We start from the raw sequence: 14,838 nt of genomic DNA on the forward strand, positions 1-14,838 counted from the left end.
CCACCATGACCGACGCGCTGGACACGCTGGAACACGACAACCTCGGCAGCACCGTCTACCACCTGCTGTGCAATGCCCTGATCCAGGGCAAGCTCAAGCCGGGGGAGCGGCTGAAGATCCGCGAGCTGGCGGCACGGCTGGGCACCAGCGTCACCCCGGTGCGCGATGCCATCCTGCGGCTGGTACAGGAGCAGGCGCTGGCGATGAAGTCGGCACGCGACATCCGCGTGCCGCACATGACCGAGGCGCGCTACCTGGAGATCCGCGCCATCCGCATCAAGCTGGAAGGCCTGGCCGCAGAAATGGCGGCGCAGAATGCCAGTGCCGAGCAGATCGCGCTGCTGGAAGAGCTGGTGCGGCAGAACGAGCAGGCGATTGCCGACGGCGACACCGCCCGCGGCTGCGACCTCAACCAGCGCTTTCACTTTGCGCTGGTGGAGATCGCCGGCATGCCGTTCCTGCAGGGCATCCTGTACCGCATCTGGCTGCAGATGGGGCCGCTGATCGCCGAGGTCTACGGCGATGGCGGCGACGACATGCTGGATTTCCACTACCCGGTGCTGGCGGCGATCCGCGCCCACGACGGCCCGGCCGCCGCCCGCGCCATCAGCGACGACATCCTGTGCGGCGGGCAGGTGATCCTGCAGCATCTGCAGGCTGCGGCGGCGGCCTCCGCGGAGGCGAGCGCCGCCAGCGGCGCGGAGCACAGCGACGCCGGCGAATGACAAGCGGCCACCGCAGCGATGCGGCAGCGTAACGTTGGCCGCACGCCGCCAGCCAGCCGCCCCCTGATAACCAACCTTGCCCGGAGCCGGTGACCCCGATATGTCCAGCCCCCAACCCCATGCCTGGCTAGGCCAGTTCAAGATCCTGCTGTCCGCCATCGGCTTTGGCAGCATGGCCATTTTCGCCCGCTTCGCCTACGACGACGGCGCCTCCACCCCCACGCTGCTGTTCCTGCGCTTTGCGCTGGCCGGCGCGCTGCTGCTGCCGTGGTGCCTGGCCAAACGGCTGCCCTGGCCACGCGGCCGCTCGCTGCTGGTGCTGATGCTGATGGGCAGCCTGGGCTACGCCGGCATGGCCGCCTGCTATTTCACCGGCCTGCACTACGCCAATGCCGGCACCATCTCGCTGCTGCTGTATTTGTTTCCGGCCATCGTGCTGGCGCTGTCCACCGTGCTGTTGAAGGAGCCGTTCACCCGCCGCCGCCTGCTGGCGATCTGCCTGGCGCTGGCCGGGCTGCTGGTCACCGTCGGCGTGGACTTGCAGGCGCAGCCGCTGGGCCTGCTGCTGGGGCTGAGTTCGGCGCTGATCTACTCGCTGTACATCCTGGCCGGCAGCCGGCTGGTGCACGGCGGCCATCCGCTGACCCATGCCTGCGTGGTGGTGCTGTCGGCCGCCTGCTGCTACGGCGGCTGGCTGGCCGTCAACGGCTTCGCCCCGCCGCACAGCCCGGCCGGCTGGGGCGCAATCCTCGGCATCGTGCTGCTGGGCACGGTGGCGGCGCTGGCGCTGTTCCTCTCCGGGCTGCAAAGCACCGGCGCCACCCAGGCGTCGCTGATTTCCACCGCCGAGCCGGTGGTGACCATCCTGCTGGCGTGGCTGTTCCTCGGCGAGCAGCTGAACCTGACCCAGGTGCTGGGCGGCGCGCTGATCCTGTGGGCGGTGCTGCTGATCAGCCGCGAATCGCGCCCGGAACAGGTGGCGCTGACCGAGTTGCACGACTAGGCGGCGCGCAAGGTTGGCCGCATGCGGCCAACCTTGCGCCGCTACACCGGTATCGCCGAGGTCAGCTTGATTTTCTGCATCGGGATCTCGGTCTTCACGCTCTGCACCCCCTTGATGCGGGTGAGGTGCGCGATCTGGAACTGGCGGTAGTCGTCCAGATCGGCCGCCACGATGCGCAGCAGGAAATCGCAATCGCCGGCCATCAAGTGGCACTCCACCACCTGCGGCAGCTGCTGGATGGCGGCGGTGAAGTGATCGACGGTCTCGGCATCCTGCCCGGTGAGCCAGATGCGGGCGAACACCGTCAGCCCCTTGCCCACCTTGCCGGCGTTGACCACCGCCACGTAGCGCTCGATCACGCCGGCCTCCTCCAGCAGGCGCACCCGCCGCAGGCACGGCGACGGCGACAGCCCCACCGTCTTGGCCAGCTCGATATTCTGCAGCCGCCCGTCGCGCTGCAGGGCGGCCAGAATGCGTCTATCTATCGCGTCCAGTTTCATTGGCATCCGGTTCCAGTAAGGGTTTGCTTTGCTGTATCCACTGCCAATTTCAATACCAAACGTGGCAACTACGCAACCCGATTGCGGCAGCTTTGGCAGAGAATAATAACAAGGAGGCCAAATGCACAATCCAACCACCATTCTTGCCGGCGAGGCGGCAGCCACTGCCAGAGACGAAGCCTGGCGTGGCGTGCGCGCCGCGTTGCCGGTGCTGCTGGGGTTCATCCCCTTCGCGCTGCTGCTCGGCGCCCAGGCCAGCCAGAAAGGGCTGAGCGCCGTAGAGGTGCCGCTGCTGACCGGGCTGAATTTCGGCGGCGGCTCGGAGTTTGCCGCCATCCGGCTGTGGCATTCGCCGCCGCAGGTCGCGCTGATCGTGGCGATGTCCTGCCTGGTGAACAGCCGCCACCTGCTGATGGGCGCGGCGCTGGCGCCCTATCTGCAGCACCTGCCGGCCAGAAAGGCGCTGCCGGCGCTGTTTTTCATGTGCGACGAAAGCTGGGCGATGGCGCTGGCCGATGCGCGGCAGCGCGCGGCCAGCCGCATCAGCCTGCGCTACTACCTGGGCGTGTCCGCCGGCCTGTATCTCACCTGGCTGCTGTTTACCGCCCTGGGCGCGCTGCTCGGCCCGGCGCTGGGCGATATCGAGCAGTACGGCTTCGACATGGCGTTTACCGCGGTGTTTCTGGTGCTGCTGCGCGGCATGTGGCCGGGGCTGCGCGCCTGCCGCCCCTGGCTGGTGAGCCTGCTGGTGGCGGCGGCCAGCTCGCTGCTGCTGCCGGGCGCCTGGCATGTCGCCGCCGGTGCCGCCGCCGGCCTGCTGGCCGCCATGCTGTGGACAGCGCGCCCATGCTGAATACCACCACCGTGCTGATCATCGTGCTGATGGCCGTCAGCACCTACCTGACCCGGGTACTGGGCTACCTGCTGCTGCGCAAGCGCACGCTGAGCCCACGGCTGCAGGCGGTGCTGGATAATGTGCCGGGCTGCGTGCTGCTGGCCGTCATCGCGCCGGCCTTCGTCGCCGCGCAGCCGGCCAAGCTGCTGGCGCTGGGCATCACCCTGCTCGCCGCCTGCCGCCTGCCGCTGCTGCCGACCGTCGCCATCGGCATCGCCGCCAGCGGCGTGCTGGGCCATTTACTGGGAGCCTGAACCACCATGCCAGCCATAGCCCCGAGCAGTGAACACTGGATCGGCACCGCGCACGGCCGCCTGTACGCCCGCCGCTGGCAGGCCGCCGACGACGCCGGCCAGCTGGCGCCCATCGTGCTGCTGCACGACTCGCTGGGCTGCGTGCAGCTGTGGCGCGACTTTCCGGCGCGCCTGGCCGCGCACAGCGGCCGCACGGTGATCGGCTACGACCGCCTCGGCTTCGGTCGTTCCGACCCGCACCACGATAGCCTGGGCGCCGACTTTATCCAGCAGGAGGCCGCCGAATTCTTCCCGGCGCTGCGCGCGCATTTCGACCTGCAGCGCTTCGTCGTGCTGGGGCATAGCGTGGGCGGCGGCATGGCGGTGCAATGCGCTGCGCGCTACGCCAGCGCCTGCGACGGCCTGATCACCATCGCGGCGCAGGCCTTCGTCGAGGAGCGCACGCGGCAGGGCATCCTCGCGGCGCAACGCCAGTTCCAGCAGCCGGAACCCAGGCAGCGCCTGCAGCGCTACCACGGCGCCAAGGCGCCGTGGGTGCTGGCGGCGTGGATCGATACCTGGCTGTCGCCGGCCTTCGCCGACTGGTCGTTGCAGCCGGTGCTGCCGCAGGTGCGCTGCGCCAGCCTGGTGCTGCACGGCAGCGACGACGAGTACGGCTCGCGCCGGCACCCGGAACAGCTCGCCGCCGGGCTGGGCGGCCCGGTGCAGCTGGAGCTGATGCCGGCGGTACGGCACCTGCCGCACCGCGAGCAGGAGGCGTGGGTGCTGGCCCGCATCGCCCGCTTTCTGGCGCCGGCCGCCGGCGGCTGATGCGGCCAACGTTGGCCGCATGCGCGCGGCCGTGGCGGTAGCGGCAACGCGCGGCCGCCCGGCTCAGGCGCCGGCCTGGCGCGCCGCCGTCACCATGCCGTCCAGCCAGTCCTGGTGGCCGTTGATCATCGGGTTCGGCCGCGCCTGCGCCAGCGCCCGCGCCGGGGCGCCGACCTGGGTTTCCTGGGTCAGGATGCGGATGCGGCCGCCCGCCAGCTCTTCCAGCAGCCAGGCGTGGTGCACGTCCAGGCGATCCTCCGCCGTGCTGCCCGCCCAGCCGTGCCAGGCCAGCCGCGCCGGCTGCCCCGGCACCGGCGCCACGCACTCCACCACCTCGGCCTCCACCGGAAAGCCGAAGGTCTCGAAATAGAAGCGCACGCCGGGCGCCAGCTGCGGCCCCTTGCCATCGTAAAAGCGCGGGTTGGCCGAGTTGGCGTAGTAGCCCGGCCAGCGCTGCGGGGTGGCCAGCAGCGACCACAGCACCTGCAGATCCAGCCCGGTGACGATCACCTCGTTCGAGCAGTAGTTGTCGGTAAAGCCCGGCACATAGCCGGCCGGCCAGATGATGTCGCTCATCGCGCACTCCTAGGGTTGGGAAAAGCAGCCGCGCGGCCCATGCCGCCAGCGCCAGGCCCGCACTCTACTTGCAACCTTCCGGCCGATAAATCACCATGAGTTCACTTCATTTATTACACCGGCGAACAAACGATGCGTAAATTCGATCCCATCCAGCTGGGCAGCATCGAGCTGTTCTGCACCGCGGCGGAGCTGAACAGTTTCTCGGCGGCGGCGGAGGCGCTGGGGCTGACACCGGCGGCGGTCAGCCGCTCGATCAAGCGGCTGGAACAGCGGCTGGGGGTGCGGCTGTTTGCGCGCACCACGCGCACGGTGCGGCTGAGCAGCGAGGGCGAGCTGTACCGCCAGGCCTGCCAGCAGGCGCTGGAGCAGATCGCCGATGCCGAACGCACGCTCAGCGGCCAACAGCAGCAACCCAGCGGCTGCCTGCGCATCAGCGCCGGCACGCTGTACGCCAACCACCGGCTGCTGCCGCTGCTGCCGCGCTTCAGCGCCGCCTATCCGCAGATCGCGCTGGAACTGAGCCTGTCCAACCGCGTGGTGGACATCGTCGACGAGGGCTACGACCTGGCGATCCGCATCGGCACGCCGCAGGATTCGCGGCTGGTGGCGCACAAGCTGGAAGATGCCAGCCTCGGCGTGTTCGCCACGCCCGGCTACCTGGCGCAGCGCGGCGTGCCCATCACGCTGGCGGAGCTGGCGCAGCACGACTGCCTGCAGTTCGTGCTGCCCAGCACCGGCCGGGCGATGCCGTGGCTGTTCCGCGCCGCGGATGGCAGCGCGCTGGAATACAGCGACCACAGCCGGCGGCGGGTGCTGGACGATGCCGCCGGCTGCATCAGCTGGGGCCTGGCCGGCGGCGGCCTGTTCCAGAGCTACCACTTCATCGCCGCGCCGGCGCTGGCGCGCGGCGAGCTGGTGGAGGTGCTGCCGGCCTACGGCGGCCGCTCGCGGCAGTTTTCCCTCATCTACCCGCAGCACCGCCACCTGTCGGCGCGGCTGCGCGCCTTTGTCGCCTTCATGAGCGCGCAGCTGGCGCCGCCAGCCGGCGCCCGCTGAACGCGCGCCCGGCCAGGCCCGCGTAAAACAGCTGGCAGGCCGCCGCCAATTGCATCTAAGCTTTCAGCATTAACCGATGGGGATGGCAGATGAAGCTGTTGCAAAGTTTCCGCGGCCGCCTGGTGCTGCTGTTCGGCAGCCTGTCGCTGCTGGTGGGCGCGGCCACCGCGTTCTATTTCGAACAGGCGGCGTCGCAGGAAGTGGCCCAGTCGCGCGGCGCGGCGCTGCACGATGTCAGCCGCAGCATTGCCCAGGCGCTGGCCGAGAACCTGCGCGAACGCGACCGCGAAATCTCGCTGCTGTCGCGCTTTCCGGTGTTCCGCCGCGGCGATCTGCACAGCCCGGAGCTGCGGCTGCACCTGGAAGACATCAAGAATTCCTACCGCCACTATGCCTGGGTCGGCGTGGCAGATACCGACGGCACGGTGCTGTCCGCGGCCGGCGGGCTGCTCGAAGGCCAGAGCGTGCTCAAGCGGCCGTGGTTCATCCAGGGCAGCCACGGCGCCTATGTCGGCGATGTGCACGAGGCGGTGCTGCTGGCCAAGAAGCTGCCCAACCCGAACCCCAGCGAGCCGCTGCGCTTCGTCGATTTCGCCGCCCCGATCCTGGGCATGGACGGCAAGGTGCGCGGCGTGCTGGGCAGCCACGCCAACTGGGACTGGGTTCAGGAGGTGGTGCAGCGCGCGCTCAGCAGCCAGCACGCCAGGGACGGCATGCAAGTGCTGATCCTCAACCGCAAGGGCGACATCCTGTACCCCTTCGCCGCCATCGGCAGCCCGCTGCCGCCGGAGCTGGCCCGCGTCAGCGACGGCTATGCCACGCTGAACTGGCCCGACGGCGCCGCCTACCTGACCAGCAAGGTGAACGTCGCCGCCCGCGCCAGCACCGAGCTGGGCTGGCAGGTGCTGCTGCGCCAGCCGCTGGCGGCGGCGCTGGCCCCGGTCAAGCAGCTGCAGCAAACGCTGCTGCTGATCGCCCTGCTGGCGTCGCTGATCTTCATGCTGTGCGCGCTCTGGCTGGCCAGCCACCTCAGCCGCCCGATTGAGCAGCTGGTGCAGGTTGCCCAGCGCGTGGCCAGCGGCGATGAAAGCGCCAGCTTCGTGACCGGCCAGCACAGCCTGGAACTGCAGACCCTGGAAGCATCGCTGCGCGACATGACCTTGCAACTGCTGGCCAGAAAGCAGGCGCTGGCCGACAGCAACCGGCTGCTGGAACAAAAAGTGGTGGCGCGCACCGCCGAGCTGTCCGAGCTGTACCACCTGTCGCCGGTCGGTTACCACTCCCACAATGCCGAAGGCATCATCACGCAGATCAACGACCGCGAGCTGCAATGGCTGGGCTACCGCCGCGAAGACGTGGTGGGCCGGCTGCACGTCAGCCAGCTGCTGCCGCCGGAATGCCGGCCGGCATTTGCCGGCCACCTGGCCGCCATGCAGCAAGGCCAGAGCGTGAGCACGGAAGATACCGAGTTCGTTCGCCAGGACGGCAGCACCCTGCACGTGCGGCTGAGCGCCAACGCGCACTTCGACGCCGCCGGCGAGTTCGTGTTCGCGCGCAGCGCGGTGATGGATGTCAGCACCCAGCACAGCCTGGAGATGGCGCTGCGCAGCCAGCAGCAGCTGAACCAGTCCATCATCCACGCCAGCGACAACGGCCTGCTGCTGTACCGCGCCGACGGCCAGTGCCTGCTGGCCAACGACGCCGCCGCCAGCATCCTGGGCACCAGCAAGCAGGAACTGCTGACGCAGAATTTCCATCACAACGCCACCTGGCAGAGCAACGGCCTCCAGCAGGCGGCGCTGCGCGCGCTGGACGGCCGCATGGAACGCCTGCTGCTCAACGGCCACAGTTCGTTCCACAAGGCGGTGGATTGCCAGGTCACCCTGCTGCCGGTGGCGCATGAAGGCAGCACCATGCTGCTGCTGGTGGTGAAGGATGTCGCCGAGCTGATGCAGGCCAACCGCGAGCTGGAGCAGCTGGCCCGCGTCGACACCCTCACCGGCCTGGCCAACCGCCGCTCCGCCAACGAGCGGCTACACGCGGAATTCCGCCGCATGCAGCGCAGCGGCAGCAGCTATAGCGTGCTGCTGCTGGACATCGACCACTTCAAGCGGGTCAACGACACCTTCGGCCATGAAAGCGGCGACCATGTGTTGCAGTTCGTCGCCGGCATCCTGCAACACGGCGTGCGGGAAACCGATCTCGCCGCCCGCTTCGGCGGCGAGGAATTCCTGCTGCTGCTGCCGGATACCGCGCCACAGCACGGGCTGCAGCTGGCCGACAAGCTGCGCGCCAGCATCGCCGCGGCCACGGTGCCGCTGGTGGGCCGGGTCACCGTCAGCATCGGCCTGGCCGCGGCCACGGCCGACGATGCCGACGAGGACGCGGCGGTGCGGCGCGCCGACCAGGCGCTGTACGCCGCCAAGCATGCCGGCCGCAACCGCGTAGAGCTGGCCGGCAGCGACAATGTCGCCGCCGGCTAAGGCGGTGCGGCGTCTGCCCGGCGGCTTTTTTTTAACCGCCGGATTCGCTAAGGTGTGATGTTGCGGCCAACGTGGCGCCAAACCGCGCCAGCCGCTGGTTTTGCTATCGAAATTTACCGCTATTTTGAACGGTGAGCCGTAAGCCACTCCCCGCACGCGACTTGAAGATGACATCACAGGCAGTTCCTCTCCCGCCGCCAGCGCCCCCCAGCCCGGACAGCAGCACGCGTCAGCTGCTGCAGATGGGCTTGCTGCTGGCCGCCGCCTACATCATTTGCGGCAAGCTCAGCCTGTTGCTGGCGATTCCGCCGGGCTACGCCTCGGCCATTTTTCCGCCCGCCGGCATTGCCGTGGCCGCCGCCTTCATCGCCGGCCGCCGCGCGCTGCCCGGCATCCTGCTCGGCTCCTTCCTGCTCAATCTGTGGATAGGCTACGACAGCAGCCAGCAGCTCAGCCTGATCGGCTGCGGCGCCGCGCTGCTGATTGCGCTGGCCTCGCTGCTGCAGGCCATGTTCGGCGGCAAGCTGCTGCGACGGGTGATCGGCTACCCGGCCGCCTTCGACAACCTGCGCGACATCCTGTGCTTCCAGCTGCTGTCGCCGCTGATCTGCCTGCTCAGCGCCACGCTGTCGGTCGGCTGCCTGCTGCTGCTCGGCCTGGTGCCGGCCGGCAACGCCCTGCCCAGCTGGTTCATGTGGTGGGTCGGCGATACCCTCGGCGTGCTGGTCCTGCTGCCGCTCACCATGGTGGTGGCGGGTGCGCCGCGCCGGCTATGGCGCAAACGGCTGGGCACCGTCGCCGTGCCGATGCTGTTCGCCTTCTCCATGCTGGTGGTGCTGTATGTCAATGTCAGCCGCTGGGAGCAGACCGAATCGATGCTGGAATTCCAGCTGCAGTCGCAGCGCCTGGCCGACACCATCCAGGCGCGGCTGGACGAGCAGGAATCGCTGCTGGCGCAAACCAAGGGGCTGTTTGCCGGCGATGACGAAGTCACCGCCGACGAGTTCCGCCGCTTCTCGCAAGAGGCGCTGGCGCGCTTCCCGATGATCCAGGCCATGGAGTGGGCGCCGCGCATCACCCTCGCCCAGCGAGCGCAGTTCGAGGCTGCGCAGCAGGCCCGCCTACCGGGCTTCCGCGTGCGCGAGCGCGACCGACGCAATGTGCTGCACCTGGCCGCCCCGCGCTCGCTGTACTACCCGATCACCTATGTCGAGCCTGCCAGCGGCAACCAGCCGGCGCTGGGCTTCGATGTCCACTCCACCGCCGCGCGCGCCGCCACGGTCCAGCTGGCCATCGCCAGCGGCCGCAGCGTGGCCACGCCGCCGCTGCGGCTGGTACAGGCGCCGCAGAGTCCGTATGGCTTCCTGCTGCTGCACGCGGTCAAGACCGTGCGCGGCGAGGATGGCCTGGTGCTGACGGTGATCCGCATCGATGCGTTCGTAAAAAAACTGCTGCCGCACGGCAAGACCGAGCTCAAGCTGCGGCTGCGCGACACCGGCAGCGCGCAAGTGGTGTACAACACCTTTCTGCAGCCCAGACAGCCGGCCAGCTGGCAGCAGCGGCTGCGCTTCGGGCAACGCGAACTGCTGTTCGAAACCACCCCCGGCCCCGACTACCTGGCGCAGCATCGCGGCTGGCAAAGCGCCGCGGTGCTGGCCGCCGGCATCCTCGGCACCGGCCTGCTGGGCGCCTTCCTGATGCTGGGCACCGGCTACACCGCGCGGGTGGAGGCGCAGGTGGAGGAAAAAGTCGCCGAGCTGACGGAAAGCAGCGAGAAACTCACCGGGCTGTACGCGCTGTCGCCGCTGGGCATTGCGCTGACCGACCTGAACGGCCGCTTTCTGGATTTCAACGCCGCGTTCCAGCGCATTTGCGGCTACCCGGCGGAGGAGCTGCAAGCGCTGGATTACTGGACGCTCACCCCGCGGCAGTACCAGCAGGACGAGGCGCGGCAGCTGCAACAGCTGCTCAGCCAGGGGCGCTACGGGCCGTACGAGAAGGAATACCGCCGCAAGGACGGCTCGCTGGTCAGCATCAGCCTGAACGGCCTGCTGCTGCGCGGCAGGAATGGCGAGCAGTACATCTGGTCGATCGTGGAAGACATCACCGAGCGCAAGCGCGCCGAGGAAGCGCTGCGCGACAGCGAGGAGCGCTGGAAATTCGCGCTGGAAGGTGCCGGCGACGGCCTGTGGGACTGGAATATGCAAACCGGCGAACTGTTCCTGTCGACGCAGGAACTGGCCATCCTCGGCTACCCCGGCGACCCGCAGGCGACCAGCATCGAAGTCTGGGCCAAGCGCCAGCACCCGCAGGACCAGCTCGTCCGTCAGCAGGCGATTGCCGATTACCTGGCCGGCAACGCCCCGGTGTACAGCTACGAATTCCGTACCCGCACCCGCGACGGCCGCTGGAAATGGATACTGGCGCGCGGCATGCTGGTCAGCCGCCTGCCGGACGGCAGCCCGCTGCGCATGATCGGCACCCATTCCGACATCGATGCCCGCAAGCGCAAGCAGGAACAGGAGGCGATCCGCAGCGCGGTGATGGAAATGCTGGCGCGCGGCGGCAAGCTCAACGACGTGCTGGACAAGATCATTGCCAGCCTGGAAACGGACAACCAGGAGCTGAGCTACGCCATCTTCAGCCACGATGGCGACGGCGGCGCGGCCCTGGCCGGCACCAGCCTGCCGGCACTGTGGTACCCGCCGCTGCCGGAGCTGGCCATGCCGGGCGATGGCGCGGCGCCGCTGCCGGCGCGGCCGCTTGCCGGCAACGCGACGGCCGGGCTGGAAGTCTGCTGCTCCGCCGCCATCATCTCCGGCGAAGCCACGGTGGAAGGCGTGCTGGTATCGTTCCGCAAGCACGCCGGCAGCCAGGCGCTGCCCGACCAGGAACAGCAGCGCGAGGCGGCCAACCTGATCAGCATCGCCATGCAGCACAAGCGCATCGAGGAACAGCTGCTGCTCGCCAACTCGGTGTACGAGACCATCGACGAAGCCATCATGGTGGTCGACGCCGACAAGCGCATCCTGGCCGTCAACCCGGCGTTCGAGCGCATCACCGGCTTCCGCGCCCACGAGATCATCGGCCACGACCCGCAGCTGATGCGCTCGGCGAGCCAGCCGGAAGCCTTCTACCAGGAGGTGTGGCACACGATTCTGGCGACCGGCAGCTGGCATGGCGAAATGTGGTACCAGCGCAAGAACGGCAGCAGCTACCCGCTGACGATGAGCGTCAACACCATCCACGACGACGCCGGCCAGGTGCTGCGCCGCATTGCCGCCTTTTCCGACATCACCGCCAAGAAGCTGGCCGAAGAGCAGATCCACTACCTGGCCCATCACGACCTGCTGACCAAGCTGCCCAACCGCGCCCTCTATGCCGACCGCCTGAGCCTGGCGCTGGCCACCGCGCGGCGCAACCAGTCGCAGCTGGCGCTGCTGTACATCGACCTGGACAACTTCAAGCCGGTCAACGACACCCTAGGCCACGCCGTCGGCGACAAGCTGCTCAAGCTGGTGGCCAGGCGCATGCAGGACTGTGTCCGCGAATCGGACACCATTGCCCGCCTCGGCGGCGACGAATTCGTCGCCATCCTGCCCGCCATCCACGGCGAGCTGGCGGCGCGGCAGGTGGCGGAGAAAATCCGCGCCGCACTGGCCGAGACCTTCGCCATCGACGGCCACCCGATCGTCATTTCGTCCAGCATCGGCGGCGCGCTGTACCCGGCCGCTGGCGATGACGAAAGCAAGCTGATGCTGAATGCCGATGCCGCAATGTATAGCGCGAAGAAGAGCGGCCGCAACCGCGTGCATTTCTACCAGCCGGACGCCTGAGCGGCCCAAGGTTGGCCGCAGCATTGCGGCCAACCTTGCCGCCTGGTGCCCGCCCGCGACACCCGGTTACAGATGGCGGTTCAGGAACAGCAGCGTGTTGGCCGCCGCCTCCATGCTGGTCGCCTGATGGAAGGTGCTGCGCTCGCTGCAGCAGAAGCCGTGGCCGCTGTCCGGGTAGATATAGCCGACAGCCTTGCCGCCCAGGAATGCCAGCACCTGCTCCACCTGCTGCGGGCGGATCATGGCGTCGTCCTGGCCATAGTGCAGTTGCAGTGGGCAGCGGTTGACGCCCCACTGCGGCAGATCCTCGTGGATACGGCCGCCATAAAACGCCACCGCGCAATCCGCCACCTCGCGGCAGCTGAGGCGGTAGGCCAGCCGCCCGCCCAGACAGAACCCCACCACCGCCAGCCGGCCGTGGCGCTGCCGCAGCCCGGCCACGAAGTCGAGCAGCTCCGCCGTCAGCTGCGCCAGATCCAGCCGCGCCAGCAGATCCTGCGCCAGCGCCGCATCGCGCTGGTAATCCAGCGCCAGCCCGCTGGCCTGGCGGTGAAACAGTGCCGGCACGTACACGCTGTAGCCCAGCACCGCATAAAACGTCGCCAGCCGCCGCATATACGGCGTAATGCCGAATATCTCGTGCAGCAACACCACCGCCTTGCCGCCCGGCCGCAGCAGCCGGTAACACGGCATGCCGAACTCGCTCGGCAACTCGGCCAGCACACTACGACTCTCCTGCATGACATCCTCTCGCCAGGGAAACGGGCGCCGGGCCGCCCGGCCTGTGGCGCGGGCATGCCGGCAGCGCGCGTGCGCGTCAGTCGATGTAACGCAAACCAGCCTGCTCCAGCGGCTCGCGCATGTTGTACATGTCCAGGCCCAGCACGCCGGCGGCCAGCTTGGCACGCTTCTCGCCTTCAAAGCTCTCGCGCTTCTCCGCGGCGTCGGCCACCTGCTGCGCCAGTGCCGCCGGCACCACCACCACACCGTCGACGTCGGCAATCACCACGTCGCCCGGGTTCACCAGTGCGCCGGCACAGATCACCGGGATGTTCACCGAACCCAGCGTGGCCTTGATGGTGCCCTTGGCGTTGATGGCGCGGCTGAACACCGGAAAGCCCATCTGTTCCAGTTCTTCCACGTCGCGTACGCCACCATCGATGATCAGTCCCTTGGCACCGCGTGCCTGGAAGCTGGTGGCCAGCAGGTCGCCGAAGAAACCGTCTTCGTTGTCGGTGGTGCAGGCGGCGACGGCGACATCGCCCGGCTGCAGCTGTTCGGCGGCCACGTGCATCATCCAGTTGTCGCCCGGCTGCAGCAGCACGGTGACGGCGGTGCCGCAGATCTTGGCGCCGCGGTACACCGGGCGCATATACGGTTTCATCAGGCCGACGCGGCCCATGGCTTCGTGAATGGTGGCCACGCCGAATTGCGCCAGCTTGGCGACGGCTTTCGGATCGGCACGCTCGATATGGCGTTTGACCACGCCGAGTTGGTTCATGGCTTGTGTCATGTTCATCACTCTCTCTACAAAACCGCTAACAACATTCAGCGTAGCGGTCCCTGCTAGGCGCGCCGCCGCAGACAGTACAAGTCGTACGGCAAGGCGGCGCAACAACGCAGGGAGGATGTTGTTGGCGGTTTAACGCCCTTGGGCCTTCAGGGCGGCATCCAGGCGCGAATACACGCGGCGGGCATTGCCTTCGTAGATCTGCTGGCGCTCGTCGGCGGTCAGGTTGGCCGCCTCGATGTAGCGCTTGGTGTCGTCGTAGTAGTGGCCGGTTTCCGGGTCGATGCCGCGCACCGCGCCGATCATCTCGGAGGCGAACAGTACGTTGTCCACCGGAATCACGCGGGTGAGCAGGTCGATGCCCGGCTGGTGGTAGACGCAGGTGTCAAAGAAGATGTTGTTCAGTAGGTGGTCCTTCAGCAGCGGCTTTTTCAGCTCCTGCGCCAGGCCACGGAAGCGGCCCCAGTGGTAGGGCACCGCGCCGCCGCCGTGCGGGATCACGAACTTCAGCGTCGGGAAGTCCTGGAACAGGTCCGAGGTCAGGCACTGCATGAAGGCGGTGGTGTCCGCGTTCAGGTAGTGGGCGCCGGTGGTGTGGAACGCGCAGTTGCAGCTGGTGGAGACGTGGATCATCGCCGGGATGTCGTACTCCACCATCTTTTCGTAGATCGGGTACCACTGCTTGTCGGACAGCGGCGGGCTGGTCCAGTGGCCGCCGGACGGGTCCGGGTTGAGGTTGATGCCGACAAAGCCGTAATCGTTGACGCACTTCTCCAGCTCCGGGATGCAGCTGGCCGGAGCCACGCCCGGGCTTTGCGGCAGCATCGCCGCGCCGATGAAGTGCTCCGGAAACAGCTGCGCCACGCGGTAGCACAGCTCGTTGCAGATCGCCGCCCAGGTGGCCGAGGTGTTGAAGTCGCCGATGTGGTGCGCCATGAAGCTGGCGCGCGGGCTGAAGATGGTCAGGTCGGCGCCGCGCTGCTTCATCAGCCGCAGCTGGTTGCTTTCGATGGTGTCGATCAGCTCGTCGTCGCTGATCTGCAGCTCGGAGACTTTCGGCCCCAGCTCGGGGGTGGCCAGGTTGTCCACCTGGCGTTTGCGCCAGTCTTCCAGCGCCTTGGGCGCGGTGGTGTAGTGGCCGTGGATGTCGATGATCATGTTTAACTCCTGAAACAGGCGGGACCGGT

Annotated in this window: 13 protein-coding genes; 8 read left to right on the forward strand and 5 right to left on the reverse strand. The window is 68.2% G+C overall.

The genetic code is table 11. From position 1 onward, the window contains the following. The first annotated feature begins 5 nt into the window (after positions 1 to 5). Both ACFOLG_RS13835 and ACFOLG_RS13840 read left to right on the forward strand, forming a co-directional pair. The gene (locus tag ACFOLG_RS13835) at positions 6 to 725 is read left to right on the forward strand and encodes a GntR family transcriptional regulator (protein ID WP_386092834.1); all 720 of its coding nucleotides are present in this window, start codon (positions 6 to 8) and stop codon (positions 723 to 725) included. A gap of 100 nt (positions 726 to 825) precedes the next feature. Beyond that, positions 826 to 1,728: a DMT family transporter gene (locus ACFOLG_RS13840; protein WP_386092836.1), complete on the forward strand. Its 903-nt coding sequence runs from the start codon at positions 826 to 828 to the stop codon at positions 1,726 to 1,728. A gap of 41 nt (positions 1,729 to 1,769) precedes the next feature. Here ACFOLG_RS13840 and ACFOLG_RS13845 read toward each other — a convergent pair whose 3' ends face one another. After that, a complete protein-coding gene (locus tag ACFOLG_RS13845; protein WP_386092838.1) occupies positions 1,770 to 2,228 on the reverse strand; it encodes an Lrp/AsnC family transcriptional regulator in 459 nt (152 codons plus the stop codon). Positions 2,229 to 2,349: 121 nt separating this feature from the next. On the opposite strand from ACFOLG_RS13845, the gene ACFOLG_RS13850 reads away from it, so the two are divergent. From ACFOLG_RS13850 to ACFOLG_RS13860, 3 genes are read left to right on the forward strand one after another with little or no spacing between them, the layout of a single operon-like run. Further along, complete coding sequence (locus ACFOLG_RS13850; RefSeq protein ID WP_386092840.1) at positions 2,350 to 3,081, forward strand: AzlC family ABC transporter permease; 732 nt, start codon at positions 2,350 to 2,352, stop codon at positions 3,079 to 3,081. Continuing rightward, positions 3,075 to 3,377, forward strand: coding sequence for an AzlD family protein (locus ACFOLG_RS13855; protein ID WP_386092842.1), 303 nt, complete (start codon positions 3,075 to 3,077; stop codon positions 3,375 to 3,377). Before ACFOLG_RS13850 ends, ACFOLG_RS13855 begins: the two co-directional genes overlap by 7 nt. A 6-nt stretch (positions 3,378 to 3,383) precedes the next feature. Next, positions 3,384 to 4,187: an alpha/beta fold hydrolase gene (locus ACFOLG_RS13860; RefSeq protein WP_386092844.1), complete on the forward strand. Its 804-nt coding sequence runs from the start codon at positions 3,384 to 3,386 to the stop codon at positions 4,185 to 4,187. Positions 4,188 to 4,250: 63 nt separating this feature from the next. On the opposite strand, the gene ACFOLG_RS13865 is transcribed toward ACFOLG_RS13860, so the two are convergent. After that, a complete protein-coding gene (locus ACFOLG_RS13865; RefSeq protein ID WP_386092846.1) occupies positions 4,251 to 4,763 on the reverse strand; it encodes an SRPBCC domain-containing protein in 513 nt (170 codons plus the stop codon). 132 nt (positions 4,764 to 4,895) lie between these two features. On the opposite strand from ACFOLG_RS13865, the gene ACFOLG_RS13870 reads away from it, so the two are divergent. The 3 genes from ACFOLG_RS13870 to ACFOLG_RS13880 all read left to right on the forward strand — a co-directional run bounded on the left by ACFOLG_RS13870 (position 4,896) and on the right by ACFOLG_RS13880 (position 12,141). Beyond that, a complete protein-coding gene (locus ACFOLG_RS13870) occupies positions 4,896 to 5,822 on the forward strand; it encodes a LysR family transcriptional regulator (RefSeq protein WP_386092848.1) in 927 nt (308 codons plus the stop codon). Between the two features lie 89 nt (positions 5,823 to 5,911). After that, positions 5,912 to 8,305, forward strand: a complete 2,394-nt coding sequence (locus ACFOLG_RS13875) for a diguanylate cyclase (protein WP_386092850.1) — start codon at positions 5,912 to 5,914, stop codon at positions 8,303 to 8,305. A gap of 167 nt (positions 8,306 to 8,472) precedes the next feature. Next, positions 8,473 to 12,141, forward strand: a complete 3,669-nt coding sequence (locus ACFOLG_RS13880) for a sensor domain-containing diguanylate cyclase (RefSeq protein ID WP_386092852.1) — start codon at positions 8,473 to 8,475, stop codon at positions 12,139 to 12,141. A gap of 66 nt (positions 12,142 to 12,207) precedes the next feature. Here the strand turns inward: ACFOLG_RS13880 and ACFOLG_RS13885 are convergent, their stop codons facing one another. From ACFOLG_RS13885 to ACFOLG_RS13895, 3 genes are all read right to left on the reverse strand, one after another. Continuing rightward, on the reverse strand, positions 12,208 to 12,882 hold the full coding sequence (locus ACFOLG_RS13885; RefSeq protein WP_386092854.1) for a dienelactone hydrolase family protein: 675 nt from the start codon (positions 12,880 to 12,882) through the stop codon (positions 12,208 to 12,210). Positions 12,883 to 12,958: 76 nt separating this feature from the next. Then, complete coding sequence (gene ligK, locus ACFOLG_RS13890; RefSeq protein ID WP_386092856.1) at positions 12,959 to 13,642, reverse strand: 4-carboxy-4-hydroxy-2-oxoadipate aldolase/oxaloacetate decarboxylase; 684 nt, start codon at positions 13,640 to 13,642, stop codon at positions 12,959 to 12,961. 141 nt (positions 13,643 to 13,783) lie between these two features. Next, positions 13,784 to 14,809, reverse strand: a complete 1,026-nt coding sequence (locus ACFOLG_RS13895; RefSeq protein WP_386092858.1) for an amidohydrolase family protein — start codon at positions 14,807 to 14,809, stop codon at positions 13,784 to 13,786. Between the last annotated feature and the right edge of the window lie 29 nt (positions 14,810 to 14,838).

This window comes from Vogesella facilis (genome assembly GCF_042648525.1).
GTDB classification, from domain to species: Bacteria; Pseudomonadota; Gammaproteobacteria; order Burkholderiales; family Chromobacteriaceae; genus Vogesella; species Vogesella facilis.